General features: G+C 67.1%; 13 protein-coding genes, 1 tRNA gene and 1 pseudogene. 8 read left to right on the top strand and 7 right to left on the bottom strand.

Features of this window, described 5'->3' with window-relative positions; all coding sequences use genetic code 11:
• Positions 1 to 62 precede the first annotated feature (62 nt).
• Positions 63 to 956 carry an SDR family NAD(P)-dependent oxidoreductase gene (locus tag ED92_RS22030; RefSeq protein ID WP_037342529.1) on the bottom strand — a complete coding sequence of 298 codons (894 nt, stop codon included), beginning with the start codon at positions 954 to 956 and terminating at the stop codon, positions 63 to 65.
• 371 nt (positions 957 to 1,327) lie between these two features.
• On the opposite strand from ED92_RS22030, the gene ED92_RS22025 reads away from it, so the two are divergent.
• The 5 genes from ED92_RS22025 to ED92_RS22005 all read left to right on the top strand — a co-directional run bounded on the left by ED92_RS22025 (position 1,328) and on the right by ED92_RS22005 (position 9,032).
• A complete protein-coding gene (locus tag ED92_RS22025) occupies positions 1,328 to 2,542 on the top strand; it encodes an MFS transporter (protein WP_125734486.1) in 1,215 nt (404 codons plus the stop codon).
• A 386-nt stretch (positions 2,543 to 2,928) separates the two neighbouring features.
• Entirely contained in the window at positions 2,929 to 4,353 is a 1,425-nt protein-coding gene (locus ED92_RS22020; protein WP_037341564.1) for a GGDEF domain-containing protein, read from the top strand.
• A 76-nt stretch (positions 4,354 to 4,429) separates the two neighbouring features.
• Positions 4,430 to 6,592, top strand: a complete 2,163-nt coding sequence (locus ED92_RS22015; RefSeq protein WP_037341563.1) for a phospholipase A2 — start codon at positions 4,430 to 4,432, stop codon at positions 6,590 to 6,592.
• A 378-nt stretch (positions 6,593 to 6,970) separates the two neighbouring features.
• Positions 6,971 to 8,377, top strand: a complete 1,407-nt coding sequence (locus ED92_RS22010; protein WP_051972773.1) for an LCP family protein — start codon at positions 6,971 to 6,973, stop codon at positions 8,375 to 8,377.
• 184 nt (positions 8,378 to 8,561) lie between these two features.
• The gene (locus ED92_RS22005) at positions 8,562 to 9,032 is read left to right on the top strand and encodes a helix-turn-helix domain-containing protein (protein WP_037341560.1); all 471 of its coding nucleotides are present in this window, start codon (positions 8,562 to 8,564) and stop codon (positions 9,030 to 9,032) included.
• A 68-nt stretch (positions 9,033 to 9,100) separates the two neighbouring features.
• Here the strand turns inward: ED92_RS22005 and ED92_RS22000 are convergent.
• Positions 9,101 to 10,560 (bottom strand): annotated as a pseudogene (locus ED92_RS22000) (flavin-containing monooxygenase).
• A 122-nt stretch (positions 10,561 to 10,682) separates the two neighbouring features.
• Between ED92_RS22000 and ED92_RS21995 the strand changes: the two are divergent.
• Positions 10,683 to 11,240, top strand: coding sequence for a TetR/AcrR family transcriptional regulator (locus tag ED92_RS21995; RefSeq protein WP_046200038.1), 558 nt, complete (start codon positions 10,683 to 10,685; stop codon positions 11,238 to 11,240).
• 233 nt (positions 11,241 to 11,473) lie between these two features.
• The gene (locus tag ED92_RS21990; protein WP_200882736.1) at positions 11,474 to 11,884 is read left to right on the top strand and encodes a hypothetical protein; all 411 of its coding nucleotides are present in this window, start codon (positions 11,474 to 11,476) and stop codon (positions 11,882 to 11,884) included.
• A gap of 3 nt (positions 11,885 to 11,887) precedes the next feature.
• On the opposite strand, the gene ED92_RS21985 is transcribed toward ED92_RS21990, so the two are convergent.
• Positions 11,888 to 12,109 carry a DUF3618 domain-containing protein gene (locus tag ED92_RS21985; protein ID WP_005165704.1) on the bottom strand — a complete coding sequence of 74 codons (222 nt, stop codon included), beginning with the start codon at positions 12,107 to 12,109 and terminating at the stop codon, positions 11,888 to 11,890.
• A gap of 125 nt (positions 12,110 to 12,234) precedes the next feature.
• Between ED92_RS21985 and ED92_RS21980 the strand changes: the two genes are divergently transcribed.
• A tRNA-Leu gene (locus tag ED92_RS21980) sits at positions 12,235 to 12,308 on the top strand.
• Between the two features lie 16 nt (positions 12,309 to 12,324).
• Here ED92_RS21980 and ED92_RS21975 read toward each other — a convergent pair.
• The 4 genes from ED92_RS21975 to ED92_RS21960 all read right to left on the bottom strand — a co-directional run bounded on the left by ED92_RS21975 (position 12,325) and on the right by ED92_RS21960 (position 17,890).
• Complete coding sequence (locus tag ED92_RS21975) at positions 12,325 to 14,406, bottom strand: N-6 DNA methylase (protein ID WP_037342524.1); 2,082 nt, start codon at positions 14,404 to 14,406, stop codon at positions 12,325 to 12,327.
• Positions 14,407 to 14,949: 543 nt separating this feature from the next.
• Entirely contained in the window at positions 14,950 to 16,389 is a 1,440-nt protein-coding gene (locus ED92_RS21970) for an ATP-binding protein (RefSeq protein ID WP_037341556.1), read from the bottom strand.
• Between the two features lie 95 nt (positions 16,390 to 16,484).
• Positions 16,485 to 17,084: a dihydrofolate reductase family protein gene (locus tag ED92_RS21965; RefSeq protein ID WP_037341555.1), complete on the bottom strand. Its 600-nt coding sequence runs from the start codon at positions 17,082 to 17,084 to the stop codon at positions 16,485 to 16,487.
• 5 nt (positions 17,085 to 17,089) lie between these two features.
• Complete coding sequence (locus tag ED92_RS21960; RefSeq protein ID WP_037341551.1) at positions 17,090 to 17,890, bottom strand: metalloregulator ArsR/SmtB family transcription factor; 801 nt, start codon at positions 17,888 to 17,890, stop codon at positions 17,090 to 17,092.
• Between the last annotated feature and the right edge of the window lie 16 nt (positions 17,891 to 17,906).

Here is a 17,906-nt window from a genome sequence, read left to right as displayed (position 1 = left end):
TCGCCGCCTGATCACGCGAGTTCCGTCTCTGATCACGCGTGTCGTCCGTCTGATCACGCGTGTCACGCGGTTCGGGTCGACTCCGTCCACTTGCGGAGCCGGGGCGGGACACGCTTTTCGAGGCCGTAGTTCTCCAGGTGCGCGCTGAAGACCTCGTCGAAGGCGCGCTGCACGGTCTCGGTGTCCCACACCGGCCGCTCGAGGATGGGCTGCTTCAGATACGGCTGGCCCATGACGTGCAGCTGCGGCCCGTTGCAGCGGATCATCTGCCCGGTGATCCCGTCGGATCCGGAGCCGAGCAGGAAGAGCACGACCGGCGCGATCCGCGACGGCGTCCGGTCCGGCGGGCAGGCCCGCAGCGACCGTTCGGATTTCCACACCATCCGGGTGTGCGCGAGCGGGCAGACCGCGTTCACCCGGATCCCGCTCTCCTCCAGGTCGAGCGCCCAGGAGTAGGTCAGCGAAGCGACGGCGCCCTTGCTGGCGGCGTACACGCCGAGCTTGCGCTGCCCGAGCGACGCCCCGGACGAGATGTTGACGATCGAGCCGGGCGTGCCCCGCGAAACCATCGCCTTGATCGCGGCGAGCCCGGTGTACATGACGCCGAGGACGTTCACCTCGACCAGTTCGCGGGCCTGCTCGACGTCGTCCTCCCACGGCAGCGCCTCGTAGTTCAGGCCCGCGTTGTTGACCAGCCCGTCGATCGCGCCGAACTCCGCGAGACAGAGGTCCACGATCTCCTGCGCCTGCTTCGGATCGGCGACGCTGTGGCCGCTGGCGACCGCCCTGCCCCCGAACCGGCGGATGTTCTCCGTCGTCCGTTCGGCGAGTTCGGCGTCGATGTCGTTCACCACGACGGCCCCGCCCGCCCTCGCCACGTGCACCGCGAACGCCTCGCCGAGGCCCCGACCCGCCCCGGTCACGACGACGGCCTTGTCGTCGAGCAAACCGTTCATCGCCTTCACCCCTTTGACCCAGCCGGCCTCCACCTCCAGACCGGTCTCTACTCAGTGTTGGACCATTCGGCCCAGCCGGACCTCCGGCGGCGGCGAACGGCGGCCCGGCTGCGCCGAGCGAGGGCGGGGCGATCGGCGCGGAGATACCCGCGGACGAGTCAGGCCGACATCACCCACCGGTCAGACGGCGTAGCCCGATCGGCCCAACAGGCGAAGGATCGGCCGGTCTTCTGTTCGTCTCGCTGTAGCCGGAGGCATACTGAACGTTGTCCGGCGGGACGGCAACTGTGACTCCCTCGCTGACCACGTAACACGGCAGGCAAGAATGCGAGGAAAGCAAGTTCACCCGATCGGGGGGAGGTGGTCACGCAGTGAAGATGAACGCGGCGCCGCGGATGACCGCCGCCCTGGCGAACCGCGAGTTCCGCGCACTCTGGCTCGCCGAGGTGCAGTCCCTCATCGGCGACCAGCTCACCATCGTGGCGCTGGCGATCCTCGTCTACGACCGGACCGGCTCCGCGTTGCTGTCCGCGGTGGTCTACTCCCTGACCTTCCTGCCCGCGCTCGCCGGCGGTCTCGGCCTCTCCCAGCTGGCCGACCGCTACCCGAGGCGCACCGTCCTCGTCGTCTCGTCCCTGATCCAGGGCGTGCTGATCGCGATCATGGCGATCCCCGGCACCCCGCTCGCCCTGTTGTGCGGGCTGGTGGTGCTGGCCCGGCTCGCGAACGCGCCCGGCAACGCGGCGCAGAACGCGCTGACCCGCGAGGTGTTCACCGACGACGACCTCTATCTGAAGAGCCAGGACATCCGGGGGATCTCGACCAACACCGCGATGCTGCTCGGGCTGGCGGGCGGCGGTCTGCTGGTGTCGCACGTCGGGGCGAGCTGGGCGCTGGCACTCGACGCCGCGACGTTCCTGCTGAGCGCGGCCGTGGTCCGCTTCTCGGTTTCCCGGCGGGCGGCGGCGTCCGACGGCAACGGCAGCTGGTTCGGCGCGGTGAAGCAGGTCTTCGGCAACCGCCATCTGCGGGTGCTGATCTGGTTCTCGTGGCTGGTCGGCCTGGCCGTCATCCCCGAAGGGCTGGCCGCGCCGCTCGCCGCGGAGATGGGTGTGGGGAAACAGGCCGTCGGCTGGCTGCTGGCCGCCGATCCGCTGGGCTTCGTGATCGGGGCGTTCCTGCTGTCCCGATTCGTCTCGGCGGAACAACGAAGGAAACTGCTCGGCGTGCTGGCGGCACTACCGATGGTCGCCCTGATCGCCTTCGCGCTCAAGCCGGGGCTGATTCCGGCGTTGCTCCTGCTGGCGGCGGCGGGTGCCGCGGGGGCGTACCTGATCACGGTGAGCGCCACGTTCATCACGTGGGTCCCGAACGAACTCCGGGGCGGTGCGGGTGGGGTGTACCGCACGGGATTGCGGGTGGCTCAAGGAATAGGGGCGGGACTCGGCGGGCTCGCCGCCGATCGGCTCGGGGCGGCGACCTCGGCCATCGCGCTGGCAGGCGTGGTCGGCCTGCTGCTGGCCGTACTGGTCGCGCTCAGCTGGGGCCACATCAACGGATCCAGCCCGGAACCGTTGCTGTCATGAGGAATCCACACTCGACACTGCTTCCACACTCGGCCCTTCACCACGTGGGCGAAAAGAAACGACACTCGATCAGAAGTCACGGCTCGACACTGTCCGACACCTCCCGGCCTCCTCGTTGCTGCGAACTAATACCTTGTCCGGGCTCAGAAGTCACGACTGGACACTATCCGTCACCCCTTCCGCGACGCGTCTCGAAAAACATTCAGCTGCCAAGATCAGAAATCACGGGACACGATTGCCACCTCCGGTCCGTGTTCGCGGGCACCCTTGCCGGTGTCGGACAACTGTTGCGATGGGATGATACCGGCCGTGGAATACGAACGGTGTATCAGTCGGTACCGGTGAGATTACTCAGCCGTGCCGTCCGGGCGGAAAAGAGGTAGCAATTGCCAGCCGAGACCGGCGACCGTCGCCAGCACGGTGACGGCACCGGCGACCTTGACGGCGCAACGGCCGCGGCCGCCGCGGACAGCGGTGTACCGGTGACCGAACGCGGGCAGGCAAGCCCGGAAGGTGACCAGGCCGGACCGCCGGAGCGCCATCCCTACGATCCCAGGGCGTGGGCGCTGTGGCAGCGGCCGAAGCGGTTCATCGCGTTCCTTTTCGCGATGGAGGCCATCGGAATCGCGATCATGGTCGTCGCGACGATGAATTCCACGAATCCGGGAAGAATCGACTGGGTTCGTTTCGCCATTCTCGCCGTCGGCGCCACGGCACATATTCAGCTCACTCAGCGTCAAGAAGAAAGACGACGCGATCGAAGTCGTACCGTCCTCATCGACCTCACCGCGGTTTGGACATTTCCGGCCGCGGTCATCCTGCCGCTTTCGCTGACGCTTTCCATCATCGCGATCGTCCGGATCCAGCATTGGTTCATCGCCCGGCGTCCCGCGCACAACTTCGTGTTCTCGTCGGTCACGCACGGCGTTTCGGTGACACTGGCCTCGCTCACCTTCGCCGCGTTCGGACCGCATGAATGGGGCAGGATTTCCGGCTGGGACACCCTCGGCGAGTTCGGTGTCCTGATCGTCACCGGGATGGTCTTCGAAGCGGTGCAGATCGCCTACATCGGCGGCATCCTCGCGATCGGCTCGCCGAAGCGGCCGTCACTGTCCACCGTGCTCGGCAACGCGGCGGACAACCTGCTGGAGGCCATCACGATCGGCCTCGGCGCGGTCACCGCGGTACTGCTGTTGATCATGCCACCGATGGTGATCGTGATGGCCGTGGTGACGGTGGTGTTCAATCGCCTCGCCGAGATCGACCAACTGCAAAACGACGCGCGGACGGACCCGAAAACCGGTGTTCTCAACATGCGCGGATGGTCGGAGTCGGCCGATCGCGCGCTCGGAAGGACCGCCCGATCGGACGACAACCTGGCACTTCTGATGATTGATCTCGACCACTTCAAGTGGATTAACGACACATATGGACACCCGGCGGGCGACGACGTCCTCCGCGATGTGGCACGGAAATTGGACGAGGTCACCCGGCCCGCCGACGTCATCGGCCGGTTCGGTGGCGAGGAATTCCTTGTCCTCCTGCCGGATATCGACGAAACGGCGGCCAAACTCGCCGCCGAGCGAGTGCGCAGCGCTATCGCCGAACTGCATATAGTGACTACCGACAAAAGGGGCAGCCGGGTGACCATCTCGGGCCGCACGACCTCGATCGGGGCGGCACTGTTCCCTCGTCACGGTGAATCCCTGGAAGAACTCCTGCACGCCTCGGACGCCGCCGTCTACGTGGCCAAGGAGAACGGCCGGAACCAGGTGCGCTTCGCCCAGGACGTCGACCGGCCCGCCACCTGACTCAGGGACACCCGGTGGGTGAACCCGGGGGTTATCCGGATGTCGGCCCCGATCGGCGGATGGCACCCTTGATCCCATGCCAGCGACAGCCGACGCCGCCGCTCGACCTGCCCGGATCCGGCGGCCATGGTCGACGTCGGGCTGGTTACTGCTGGTCACGGTGCTGGTGTTCGGTTTCGGTCTGATCGCGTCACGCCCCGCTTCGCCGCCGGACCAGGGCCCACCGACGGGTGATCTCCTCGCCGCGCAGAACGCGGTCGACGCGCTGGTGCGGCCGGGCCCGGTCGAGAACGTGATCGCCGAACTCCCCGCCGATTTCACCGCGGTCAGCGGCATCACCCCGGGGGTGATGACGGCGCGGGACGGCACCGTGCGCGCCGTCCACACCGACGGCGGCTGCTCGGCGCCCTGGGGCGACGACAACACCAAGTGGGACTACGCGGTCCCCTGCAAAGCCCATGACCTGGGCTACGACATCCTCCGCTACGCCGAACGCAAGGGGCACCCGCTCGGCCAGGAGGCGCGGGCCTCGCTCGACGACCGGCTCTCCGCGGACATGCACAACGCCTGCGTCCTCAACCCGATGGACTCACGCGGCACGTGCGACGTCGTCGCCTCCCTCTACACCGCCGGTCTGGTGCTCAACTCCTGGCATCAGCGCTGGGGTCCGCCGGTCGGCGACCCGCTCGGCCCGATGATCGTCGGCGTGCTGGTGATCGGCGCGCTGCTGGTGTTCCGCCTCCGCGGCTGGGTCCGCACCCGCCGGACGGCCGTCACGCTCCCCCGCGAACCGCGGCCGGTCGTCCCGGTCGGCCGATGGGCGTTGCTCGGCGTCGCCGGGGTCGCGCTCATGGTGCTCGGCGAATCCGCCGTCGCGCTCGCGCACTGGGCGGGGGCGCCGGAGCGGTCGTTGTGGCCGTTCACCTGGCTGGCCCAGCTCTGTCCGCTCATCTTCTTCGCGGTCGGCCGGATCAACGAGGCGGGCTGGCGGTCGATCCGCGCGAGCGGCGGCCGCTATCCGCAGTACCTCGCCGACCGGGCGAGCCCGCTGCTGCGCCCGGCGCTGATCTTCGCCGTGGTCGCGCTGGTCGTCCCGCTCGCGCTGGAGGTGCTGGGGATCCCGACGGGCACGAACGCCACGGTCATGCGGATCGCGCTGCATCCGCTCTGGCTGCTCGGCGTCTTCCTTCTCACCGTCGTCCTCGCGCCGGCGCTGCTGGCGCTGTATCACCGGACGCGGGCCGCCTCCGTCGCCGGGCTGCTGGCGCTGACCTTGGCGAGCGAGGCCGCCGCGCACTGGTCCGGCTCGGCCGTCCCCCGTTACGCGGAGACGTTGTTCCTCGCGCTGTTCGTCCAGCAACTGGCGTTCGCCCACGCCGCCGGTGCCCGCCCGTCACGCGGCGTCCTCGTGGCGACGGCGTTCACCGGCGCCACCGGGCTGGGCCTCACGGTCGCCGTCCGCGGCGAAGGACCGATGCTGCTCGGCGGTCCCGGCGCCCCGGCCGCGCTTTCGGGTCCGCCGTGGGGCGTGCTCCTGCTCGGCCTGGTGCAGCTCGCGCTCCTCGGCCTGCTCGCCCGGCCACTGGCCCGGCTCGGCGGACGTCCGGCGATCGCCGCGGCCGCGCGTCTCGTCCTGCGCGCCCCGATGAGCCTGTACCTCGGCTTCCTCTCCGCGATGCTGCTGCTCGTGGCGGTCGTCTACCTGCCGGGGCCGTTCGTGGACGGGCTCAGCTGGCTGGCCCGCCCGAAGGTCCTGCTCGCGATGGCCCTGCTCGCCGTGCCCGCCGTGCTCGTCTTCTGGTGGTTCGAACGGCATTCGGGGCCTCAACAGCGGGCGGTCGACGAGCCGGGGCTGCGGGCCACGGTGTTCTGCCGCGCGGCGGCGACGGTCGGCATGGCGTACTCGATGCTCGGCGTGTTCGGGTTCGCGCTGACCCGGTTCGGTGGCGCCTCGGCCGACGCCGACCTCCTCGGAATCCGGTTCGGACCGGTCCAGAGCCTGGTCAACCTGCTGCTCGGGGTGTACCTGCTGCACACCGTGCGCAACGGCACGAGCCGGATGACCGGGACCTGGCTGGTCTGCGCGGTCGCGTGCGCGCCACCCCTTATGACCGCCCTCGAAGGCGAGCGGGTGAGCGCCGCTTCCGTCGCGCTGCCGGTCGCGACGATCGTCGTCGCGATGCTCGCGGCGGCCGCCACGCTGGTCCCCGCCCGCGCGGCCCGGCGTGTCCTTCCCTGAACCACACGGCGCTGACCAGGGGATTTCCGTACCCTTGAGAGGAAACCGGTGGTGCGTGCCACATCTTCGGGGGGATGTGTAATCCTGCGACAACCCGCAACAGGCACCATGCGTCCCTTGAAGAGACCGTCGAACCGGTAACGACCAGAAGGAGCAGACCGCGTGGAGTACCCGCCTCGGAATGGGCATGGGGATCGACGTCCCGCCCGGCCTAGGCAGGACGCGCCCGGACGCGTTCCTTCCCGCCCGGCCCCGCCCCGTGGAGCCCGCCCGGTGCCTGCCCGGCAGTCCGCGGGCCAGCCGCCCCGGCGCCCGGCCCCGCGGCGCAAGTCGTTCCGCGGCCCCAAGATCGCCCTCGGCCTCGTGTCGCTGCTGGTGATGGGCCTGACCGGGTACGCGTGGGCCGCGATGGACGGTCTGACCTTCGCGAACGTCGGCATCGGCGCGGACGAAGGCGACAAACCCGCGGACGGTGCCCGCGACATCCTCCTCGTCGGCCTCGACAGCCGCACGGACGCGCAGGGCAACCCGCTGTCGAAGGAAGTGCTGGCCCAGCTGCGCGCCGGGCAGGCCGACGGCGAGCTGAACACCGACTCGCTGATCTTCGTGCACATCCCGAACGACGGCTCCAAGGCCGTCGCGATCTCGCTCCCCCGTGACTCCTACGTCGACATCCCCGGCGGCTTCGGCAAGCACAAGATCAACTCCGCCTACGCCCGCGCGATGCTCGACGAGCGCAAGAAGCTGCAGGAAGACGGCGTCTCCGACCCGAAGGAACTCGACCAGAAGGCCAACGAGGCCGGCGCGAAGACGCTGATCAAGACGGTCGAGCAGCTGACCGGCTCGACCATCGACAACTACGCCGCCATCAACCTGCTGGGCTTCAGCGAGATCACGCAGGCCATCGGCGGGGTCGACGTCTGCCTCAACGACGACGTCAACGACCAGTTCTCCGGCGCGAAGTTCACCAAGGGCCCGCACACCATCTCCGGCGTCGAGGCGCTCGGCTTCGTCCGGCAACGGCACGGTCTGCCGCGCGGCGACCTCGACCGGGTCGTCCGGCAGCAGGTGTTCATGGCCGGGATGGCGAGGAAGGTGCTCTCGGCGGGCACGCTCGCGAACCCGGGCAAGCTCAACGACCTGATCACGGCCATCAAGAAGTCGGTCGTGCTCAACCAGAACTGGGACGTCTTCGGGTTCGCGCAGCAGATGAAGAGCCTGACCGGCGGTCAGCTCGAGTTCCGGACGATCCCGATCGTCAACATCGAGTACAAGACCCCGAACGACGGCGTCGCCATCCAGGTCGACCCGAAACAGGTCAAGAGCTTCGTCCAGGGGCTCGCGGGCCCGCAGCCCGGCGAACAGCAGCAGGCCCCGCCCGCCGAGTCGGCCAACAAGGCGACCACGGTCGACGTCCGCAACTCCACGAACCGGGACGGGCTGGCCTCGTCGGTGCTGAAGCAGCTCGTCGACAAGGGCTTCACCGCGGGCGACACGGCCACCGCCAGCGCGCGCAAGAAGACGGTGGTCTGGGTCGCCAAGGGTGAGAAGGCGGCGGGCCAGGCGGTCGCCGACGCACTCGGCGGCAACCCGACCGTCCAAGAGGACAAGAGTGTCGAGGCCGGGCACGTGATGGTCTTCCTCGGCTCGGACTTCAAGGCGCCGAGCGGCGCCGAAGGCTCCGGTTCCTCGCAGAACGCCGCCGGTTCGTCGGCCGCGGCTCCGCCGCCCGAGCAGTCCGACGAGAAGCCGATCACCGCCGAAGGTGTGCCCTGCGTCAACTGACGCGCTCTTCGAGCCAGGTTTGTTCACCCATTCGGCCCAACAAGCCAAAATAGATGGGAAAACCACCCCCGAAACCGCGTAAGAGCCGCGGCCCTGCCGACTTTCATACACGTGAGCGCGCTCGTCCCGGGTTTTGTCACACGGGACGGGCGGTGGAGAAGGTTGGCAAGGCAGGGGATGGGGAGTGCTGATCGACGCTGAGAGCTATCAGCGGATACTCGGAGACGAGCTCCGCAAGCTCCGCCGTAAACGTGGCTGGACACGCAAGGAACTGAACCAGCATCTGCAGAGCGAGATCTCGCTCCAGACGCTGGCCACCTACGAGCTGGGCACCCGGCACTGTTCCGTGGTGCGGCTGGTCGAACTGTGCGTCGCGATGGACGAGCTGCCACAGGATCTGCTGGCAAAGGTGCATCGGCGCGTGTTCGTGGACGAACCGGGCCGGGTGCGGATCGACCTGCGCCTGGTGATCAAGGACGAGCAGCAGGAACTGCTCCCGCTGCGACGGTGGGCCGACGACCGGCTCAAGAGATCGGGTGACAACGGCTCGGCCGAGGTCCACCTCGATTTCGCGGCGCTGGAACGGATGGCCGAGCTGTGCGGCATCCCCACCGTCGATCTCATCGGAAGGCTTCGCCGGCTCAACCCCTCATGAGCGCGGCATTCCCCGGTCCGTGAAGGCCATGCCCCCCATCTTGGCTTTCACGGACCCTCCCCCTTTCCTCAGCCGAGGAGTTCGTAGTCCTCGCGGCGCACCTTGCGGGTGTCGAGCCAGTACCGCCAGGTGAAGCCCGGCCAGATCGTGCGGTTGACGCCCTTCGCGTCGAGATACCAGCTCTTGCAGCCGCCCTGGGTCCAGATGCCCTTGGCGAGTTTGCGCTGGATTTCGTCGTTGAAGCGCTCCTGCGCCTCCGGCCGCGGGTCGAGCGCCTTGCCGCGCGCGAGCCGCAGCGCCTGCGCGACGTACGAGATCTGTGCCTCGATCATGAACACCACGGAGTTGTGCCCCAGCCCGGTGTTCGGGCCGAGCAGGAAGAACAGGTTCGGAAACCCGGACACGGTGATGCCCTGATAGGTCCGCATCCCCTCGGTCGCCCACTCCTTGCCGAGGTTGCGCCCGTCGCGGCCGATGATCTCCAGGTCGTCGAAGGCGTCGGTGACGTGGAATCCGGTGCCGTAGATGATCGCGTCGACCTCGTGCTCGACGCCGGCGCCGTCGACGACGCTGTGCTCGCGGACCTCCTTCACGCCGTCGGTGACGACGTCGACGTTGTCCCGGGCGAGCGCCGGGTAGTAGTCGTTGGAGACCAGGACCCGCTTGCAGCCCATGGTGTAGTCCGGCGTCAGCTTCCGGCGCAGCTCGGGATCCTTGACGCTCTTGAAGATGTTGCGCTTCGCGATGCGCTGGCCGATCTTCATCACCCACGGCTGCCCGTTGAAGCCGATCGCGCGGGCTTCGAGTCCCCAGTAGAGAACGTCGCGGAAGGCGCGCTGCAGCAGCGGCACCGAGCTGAACGTCTTCCGGAGCGCTTCAGGTATCTCGCGGTCCGGCTTCGGCATGATCCACGGCGGCGTCCGCTGGAAGAGGGTCAGTTCGGCGACGTCCTTCGCGATCCGAGGCACGAACTGGATCGCGCTTGCACCGGTGCCGACCACGGCGACCCGCTTGCCGGTGAGGTCGTAGTCGTGCTCCCACTGCGCCGAGTGGAACGCACGGCCCTTGAAGCGCTCGATGCCGGGCAGTTTCGGGATCTGCGGCAGATGCAGCGCGCCGACGCCGGCGACCAGCGCGGGCGCGACGAACTCGTCGCCCGACTTCGAGGCGACGTGCCAGCGGTTCTCGTCGGCGTCCCAGCGGGCGCCGGTCATCTCCTGGCCGAAGCGGATGAAGCGGTGCAGGTCGTACTTCGCGGCGACGTCGCGCATGTACTGCCAGATCTCGGGCTGCGGCGAGTACGCGCGGGACCAGCCGGGGTTCTGCTCGAACGAGAACGAGTACATATGCGAAGGGATGTCGCAGGCACAGCCGGGGTAGGTGTTGTCGCGCCAGGTGCCGCCCACGTCGTCAGCCTTCTCCAGGATGACGAAGTCCTCGTGCCCTCTTTCCGCAGCTGAATGGCCATACCCAACCCGGAGAAGCCGGTTCCGACGATGACGACACCGGTCTCGGTGCGGTTGCCCATGACCCCGACCTCTCGTTCGTATTACCTGTTACCGGGAGTTCACCTTACTCGAAGTAGGTTACCTTCGGTAGAGTGTTGTGGTGACGACGGCGAAGCGCAAACGCATGCCACGAGCAGAGCGGATGCGGCAAATGATCGAAATCGCTGAAGAAGTCTTCGCCGATCGCGGCTACAGCGCGGCGTCGATGGACGACATCGCGGAACGCGTCGGGGTGTCCAAGCCGATGCTCTACGAGTACTTCAACTCGAAAGAGGGACTCCTGCTCGCCTGCATCCAGCAGTCGCGGGCGGCCCTGCGCGAAGTCACCGAACGGGCGACCGTCGGCGCGACGTCGGCCGAGGACGCGCTGCGGCGTGGACTGCTCGCGTTCTTCGTCTTCATCCGGGAACGGCGGCAGGCCTGGTCACTGCTCCGCCACGAGATGGCACTGATCGGGACCGGCGCCGCCGACGAGATCGAGCAGACCCGCCGCCAGCAGACCGACCTGATCGCCGCGCTGATGAGCGACCACCTCGACCAGGCCGACGACCTCCGCGCCGAGGCGTCCGCGGAGTTCGTCGTCGGGGCTTGCGAACGGCTCGCGATCTGGTGCGAACGGCACGAGGACGTCAGCCCCGAAACGGCGACCGGATACGCGATGGACATCCTCTGGTCAGGCCTGTCGGCGAGGGCCCGCTGAAACGACTGTGAAGATGCTCGTGCATTAGGCCATTCGGTCGTCACTCAGAGCACATTGCCGCCAGTGTCTTGTGACACAGAGTTGTCCTACTGTATCGATGACACTGTAGAAAGTCTGATGGACAGTCGCGGCCTCCGTCAGGAGGGGGCGCCACCACCCGAAAGTGGCGTCATGACGGCGGCGTGACGAAGTCCATTGAGTGACGCATGCTCGCGAGGAGAGGGGTGAGGCGGATGACCGAACCGATCACCGCGTCGTACGTCCAAGAGGACGACGACTGGAAGGTCACGGTCAGCGGCTCCGGTAAGGAACTGACCGGTCGCGCGCCGGGCATCATCGCGGCACGGGACCGGGCCGACCAGCTGGTCGAGAAACTGTCCCCGCCGGAACATTCGACCGTGGTGCACCTGCTGAACGGCAGCGCGCTCGAGTTCACCGCCGCCTACATGACGGCGAGGCTGACGCTCCCGGAGATCGAACCGCTCGAGGTTCCCCCGCCGTCGAACGGCAAGGCCAAGGAGAAGACCGGCGGCAAGCCTCCGGTGCCCCAGGGCAAGGAACTCCCGAAGGCCGTCGACGAGGCGAAGTCCAAGGAGAAGTCCGAGCCGGCCAAGAGACCCGCCAAGGCGGCCCAGACCTCCTGAGACCTACTTCAGGAGTTTGCGGATCAGCAGGACGCCGATCAGCACAGCCCCGCCGATGAGCGGGTACTTCACCTTGGGCTCGTCCAGCTTCGCGCGCAGACCGGTCTTCGCGGAATCCACGAGCTTCGCGGGGTTCGCCTTCGTGCCCAGCTGGTCGAGCGTGGCCACCAGCGCGTTCCTGGCCTGCTCGATCTCACGCTCGATGGTCTCGGGATCGCGAGCCACGTGTCCTCCTCGCCGCGACGGACTTGCTGGAAGCCCACGTTAGAGGACGCCACCCCTCACCGTGGCACCGGCCACGCCGAGAAACGCGGATCGTGTCGCACGCTACGATTTCGGGGCAGTACTGGGGGCCCGTAGCCCAATTGGCAGAGGCACACGGTTTAGGTCCGTGCCAGTGAGAGTTCGAGTCTCTCCGGGCCCACCCAAGTAACCGCGTCCTAGCTCGGGAAGAACCCGGCCATGGCATCACGGCGGATCTCCTGCGTCAGTACGAGCTGTTCTCGCACCAGTCGCTCGTGTTCATCCAGCCTCATCATCGTGTCGGCGATCACCTGCTGCGTGCCGAGATCGGGCAGCACAACCGGCAGCTCACCCAATACGTTGAGCGAGATGGTCTTCATCGTCATGCCTCCCGTGGAGTGGGCTTCCAGCCACTTGCGGGCCTCCGGGCTGCGGAGGTAGGCCGCGAGATAGTCGGCGTTGATACCTGCGGGGGGACGGAGCAGGAAACAGCCGGTTCCACAAAGCCAGCCTCGCTGCTCATCGCGAACCACAGCACACCGCCCCAACTCTCCCCGGCGCGCCAACACGATGTCGCCACTGCGTAGCCTGAAACGTTCCAGATTGTCGGCTTGCTCCTCGGTGATACACCTGATGTTCGCCACGCTGAAACCGTCGCCGGCCAAGTCTTTGGGCATGACGACGGGAACGCCACCAACGTCTATGTAGTCTTCGGCACGAATGAGACTTCCCGAGGGCCCGGCTATAAGCCGACCGGGGCTCCCACCTTCGATCACCCCCTCCCCCACGCCGCTCATGATGTCCTCAAGCAGCACCCGTGGAGGTTCGATACCGCCGCGAGTCAACCTGTCGCATCGATTGAAGTCCTTCAGGAGAGCGGCGCTGGATTCAGACATGACCTCGTCATGCCGGACCAGCTCATCCAGCATGCGGTTCACGTCATGCGCTGTCGCCGACCGCTCTTGCTCGACTTCGACGTACAGTCGTGGATCAAGACTGCCGCCGTTCTCCAAGATCTCTTCGTGCGTGACGGAGCGAGAAAACCCTGGTTCGTCAGGCGTCGCACGAGGCGACCGACGCCACGCATCGAACCTGCCGGTAATGCGGTCCATGTCCTCTGCTGTCAGCAAACGGGGCTGCCTCGGCACCTGGGTCCCGAGTCGGCTGCCGTCAATGAAGAGAACGGCATCCGACTCGCCCGCAGGCAGGTGGCGAGACTTGTCGCGCGCGAGTATCCAGATGTGCACCGGGGTCGAAGTGTTCGGAAAAAGATTCGACGGCAGGGCGATGATGCCAAGGACCGCGCCACCGGCGATCATTCCTTTGCGGATGTACGCGTCGCGACCGTCGGACCAGGCCGCCCGCGGCGGCATGATCATCTTCGCGATCCCTTCCTCGCTCAGCCGGGTCCACGCAAGCTGAAGCCACGCGAAATTCGCGTTGGACGAGGACGGCTGCCCGAAGGGCCAGACGTCGCGGTCGAGGTCCTCGACGCGCTGATTGAACGGCGGATTGCTGATCACCTGGTCAACAAGGCCATTGTTCCTGGCCCGAAACAGCGACGCTGGGTCAGAGGCACGTACGACGGGCCGGTCCACGCCGTGGATGGCCAAATTCATCGTCGCCAACCGCGGATTACTGCGATCCGTGGCGTATGCCTCAAAAGAACCACCGTCGACCCGACCGTCTCCTGCGATTCGTTGCGCCGCGGCCGCGAGCAGACCACCGACCCCGCAGGCCGGATCGAGGATCCGATCTCCGGCCTGCGGGGACACCAAGCCCACGAGCAGATTTACGACAGCACGCGGAGTGTAGAACTCGCCCACGGATACCGTGCTCTCCTGAACGTGGCGTTCGAAGAGCAGTTCGCAAACCTGTGGCAACCCAGCCTCCTCTAGCGTCGGACGCTGCTCTAGGGCGACAAGGAAGGCGGTCACCCATGGAATGTCATCCGCCCCTTCGCCGCCGAGCCTCCCCGCAGCGAGCTCGCGGAGGTCGGGCACAGGGAAGCGCGCGTGCCGACTGGCGTCCGTCATCGCAGCGCGGAGGTCGATCAGCGGCGAGAGACCGATTCGCGCCTCCGCGACCGCACGAGCCCACCGCTTGACGAAGTCATCGGCCGGTCCACCCGCTGTTACAACGAATCGTGCGAGCACCAGGATCGCGAGCATGGACGCGAGGTCATCGGATGTGTTCCTCCCACGCTGGTAGGGCGCGTACGCTCGCCAGAGCCGGTCGACGACATCCGCGGCACGACTCTTTGTCACGATGGTCTCCACTTGGAACTCCCCTTCCACCCTTGACTTACTTCAGTTGACTGATCAAGTACGCCGCCGCGACGACAAGCACCAACAAGCTCAGCCTCAGTGTCGCGCCTGTGCTCTGCATCGCCTTCCCCAACAGCTCAAAGAACGACTTCACTCTCGAACTCCTCCCGCCTTCCAGATCACTCTACATGCGCACTAGCACTGCGCAGCAACCTGGTGGTCGCCTTCGATTAACAACAAGCGACGCCAACCCCCAGATCCGCACCGAACGAGAGTGAAGATAACAGCGAAAAGGGCACGAGACCATTGGCCGACTTCCCCGGGGCCCCCTTGCCCGCATATGTGCGCAGCGATGCTGCGCAATGAGTCTCGCGTGGCATTGCAGCTCACGAACGCATTCAAGCGAGCCACCCCAGCCGGAACGGCGCCAACAAGAAGGAGCTTATGTGATCGGAGTCACACAGACTCGCGCGGAGTTCCAACCATCCAGGACACCTCAGCCGCTGGGCGCAGCCGAGACATGCAGCGTGCACTCGCCTTACTCGCCGAGCGATCTCAGCGCCGCCACGCCTTGATGAGTTCGTCGGGACCGAACGTCGCAGCCAGCGGCAGACTCTCTTCGACACCGGCGCGGGACACGGCGACCAGCGGGGTGGCGTGCTCACGTCCCGGAATCGACATGGACCCCGCGACGAGCTTCTCTAGCTCACGTTTGCCGAAGAGGTCGTTTTCCAGCCACTTGATGGAGCCAGTGAACGCGATGCGAGTAGCCGCCGGGCGCTCTCGGTCGACTCCGACCAAGTCGATCTCCGGGTTGTTCTGACGGTTCCACCAACCGCCGACGAACTCCGCGCCAGGCAGCCGCTCGTCAGGCAATAGCCGAGCAAGACCTACCCGGACAAGCGGCTCGACGGCGCGGCCACGCCAAGACGTCCACGACTGTTCAATCCGCGCGGCTACCAGGTCGCCGCGGCCACGTTCAACCTCGGCGATCCCCCTCTGCAGGAAGGTGAGCCAGAACCGCAGGTACGAGTCTTCGATCCGGTAGCGCTTGTTCTTGGTGTCGGGGCGAGTGGCCAATGGGGTGTCGACGGCGACGATGCGTTTGGCCGTGAGCGTGGTCAGGATAGGCGCGAGAGTCCCTGACGGGATCGGTTCACCAGCGCCGATCCGGTTGGCGATCGTACTGAAAGTCCGTTCGCCCGTTCCGATAGCCTCAAGCGCCGAGCGGCTGTGCGACGGCTCACGGACCTCACCGAGCAGCGACAGCTCACCTGCCATCAGCAACGGAGAAAGCGGATCCCCGAGCTGGTCCTCCAGAAACGCCTTCCGGTCGATGCCCGGCTTCCAGCGTTGGACGATCTCCGGGAAGCCTCCGGTGATCAGGTACGCATCGATCGCTTCAGCAGGCTCGAGCGCGGTCATCTCCTGCACGTCGCCGGGGTCGAGTGGTCGGACGAGCATGCGGGCGGCGCGACCGTGGAATGGGCGGCCGTACTCCTGGAGGGCCTCCATCGTGGACAGATCGCTGCCGACGAGCAGCAAAAGCACAGGCTTCGCCGACAGGTAGCGATCCCACACGGTCTGCAAGGCCCCTTCGAACTCGCCGTCCTGCTCGACGAGCCATGGCACCTCGTCCAGGACGACGATGCTCGGTTCGCGTTCCGGGACAGCAACCGCCAGACTGCGCAGCGATTGGTTCCAATCGGCGCCGGCTGCACCGGCGACGAGATCGGCGCCAGGCAATGCGGACTGGGCCAGCGCGGCGGTGAAGTCCGCGCGCTCGGCAGCCGGATTACGACCGCGGGAGGCTTGAAACACGACGTACGGCACGCCTGAACGGTCGCAGAACTCTTGAACCAACCTCGACTTTCCCACCCGGCGACGGCCGGTCACGATCACAGCCTGCCCGGGGGTGGTCGCGACCGCGTCACGAACCACCCGCAGCCGCTTATCCAGCAGGGCAAGATCGGCCGTACGTCCCTGGAATCGCATGTAAGCTGTCCCTTGTCTAAGTATGATTCAATCTTACTTAGATCCTAAGGTACTTTATACGAAGTGATCGTAACGACCCGGGCGAGAACCCAAAGTCAGCGCACCCGGTCGTAGACCAGCGCCATCTCCCCCAGCTCCCCGACCTCCTGATAAGCCAGCGCCCACTTCGAAGCCGGCAGGCCGTCGACGAACAGCCGTTGCCCGCCGCCGGTGATCTCCGGGCAGATCATCAGGTACAGCCGGTCGATCAGGTCGTCCGCGAGCAGGGCCTTGATGACACTGGCGCTGCTGTTGACCAGGATGTCGCCTTCCCCATTCGCCTTGAGGTCGGCGATGACCTCGGCGACGGGGGCGTTCACAACGCGGGCGCGGTCCCAGGGCGCTTCGGTCAGCGTGGTCGAGAAGACCACCTTTTCGGCGTCCGTGAGCCATTTCGCGTAGGCGCGGTCGCGGGGGTCGGCGTTCTCGTCGGCGGCGATGGTCGGCCAGAAGCCCAGGAAGCCTTCGGCGTTCAGCCTGCCGAGCACCGCGGTGGTCGCCGTCTCGTGGATGCGGCCGAGGTGGGCGCGGGCGACGTCGGTGGTGGCGTACGAGACGATCGCGCCCATGTCGCCGGGACCGCCGGGACCGCTGTAGTGCCCGTCGAGGGTGAGGCTGATGTTGGCGGTGACGCGGCGGCCGGTGTGGTTCGTCATGTCGTTCAGTCCTTTTCCTGGGTCAGCGTTGTCGCGAGGTTGTCGAGCACCTGGCCCCAGCCGGTTTCGATACCGGCGATGAAGGGGACGGCCTCGACGGTGGTTTCGGTGATGCGCAGGTCGAGCCGGAGCCGGGTCCCGCCCGGCGCCTCGGTGAAGTGCAGGTCGTAGTGACCGGTGAAGAAGGTGTCCCCCTTGGCGTCCAGCACCGAGAGGTCGAACTCGAGATGTTCGGGTTCGGTCGCGGCGCGCACCTTCCCCGCGGACCGGTAGCGCCCTTCGGCGTCGCGGTAGTCGAGCACGGCCCGGCCACCGCTCCACGGCTCGATGACGCAGTCGGTCACGGTCATCGAGGGCGGCGCCCACCAGGACGCGAGCAGCACGGGCTCGGTCCAATGCCGCCAGACATCGTTCCGCGACGCGGTGAGCAGACGGTCGAACGAGAACGCCCGCCCGTCCGCCCACCGGTCCTGTTTCGCGGCCTCGGTGTCCGCGCCGATCGCGGCCTGATAGCGCGTGAGGACGTCGCGCTCGCCCGCGTTCGCCTCGATGGTCGTGCTCAGCGTCCGCAGCCGCTCTTCGAGGTCCTTCAGTGGGCCGGCTTCGACCGCGTAGACGCGACGTTGCCCGAGCGGGAACACCGTCACGAGCCCGACACGGGCAAGGGTCTGCAGGTGCTTGGTGGTCTGCGGTTGCCGCAGGCCGGTCAGCTCGGCGAGCTCACCGACGGACCGGGGCCGCTCGGCGAGAAGCTCGACGAGGCGCCACCTCGCTCCGTCTCCCAGTGCTGCTGCGATCTGCTCCATGCCGAGAAGTATTCAC

The organism is Amycolatopsis sp. MJM2582 (assembly GCF_000754115.1).
In the GTDB taxonomy this organism is placed as follows: domain Bacteria; phylum Actinomycetota; class Actinomycetes; order Mycobacteriales; family Pseudonocardiaceae; genus Amycolatopsis; species Amycolatopsis japonica.
The sequence above is the reverse complement of the archived record's forward strand: the minus strand, read 5'-3'. Positions and strand labels throughout refer to the sequence as shown.

Excerpts from the sequence above, each read along its gene's own strand:
- ED92_RS22030 (WP_037342529.1), bottom strand. The coding sequence starts at position 956 with ATGAACGGTTTGCTCGACGACAAGGCCGTCGTCGTGACCGGGGCGGGT.
- ED92_RS22015 (WP_037341563.1), top strand. The coding sequence starts at position 4,430 with ATGCCAGCGACAGCCGACGCCGCCGCTCGACCTGCCCGGATCCGGCGG.
- ED92_RS22010 (WP_051972773.1), top strand. The coding sequence starts at position 6,971 with ATGGGCCTGACCGGGTACGCGTGGGCCGCGATGGACGGTCTGACCTTC.
- ED92_RS21995 (WP_046200038.1), top strand. The coding sequence starts at position 10,683 with ATGCGGCAAATGATCGAAATCGCTGAAGAAGTCTTCGCCGATCGCGGC.
- ED92_RS21990 (WP_200882736.1), top strand. The coding sequence starts at position 11,474 with ATGACCGAACCGATCACCGCGTCGTACGTCCAAGAGGACGACGACTGG.
- ED92_RS21970 (WP_037341556.1), bottom strand. The coding sequence starts at position 16,389 with ATGCGATTCCAGGGACGTACGGCCGATCTTGCCCTGCTGGATAAGCGG.
- ED92_RS21965 (WP_037341555.1), bottom strand. The coding sequence starts at position 17,084 with ATGACGAACCACACCGGCCGCCGCGTCACCGCCAACATCAGCCTCACC.
- ED92_RS21960 (WP_037341551.1), bottom strand. The coding sequence starts at position 17,890 with ATGGAGCAGATCGCAGCAGCACTGGGAGACGGAGCGAGGTGGCGCCTC.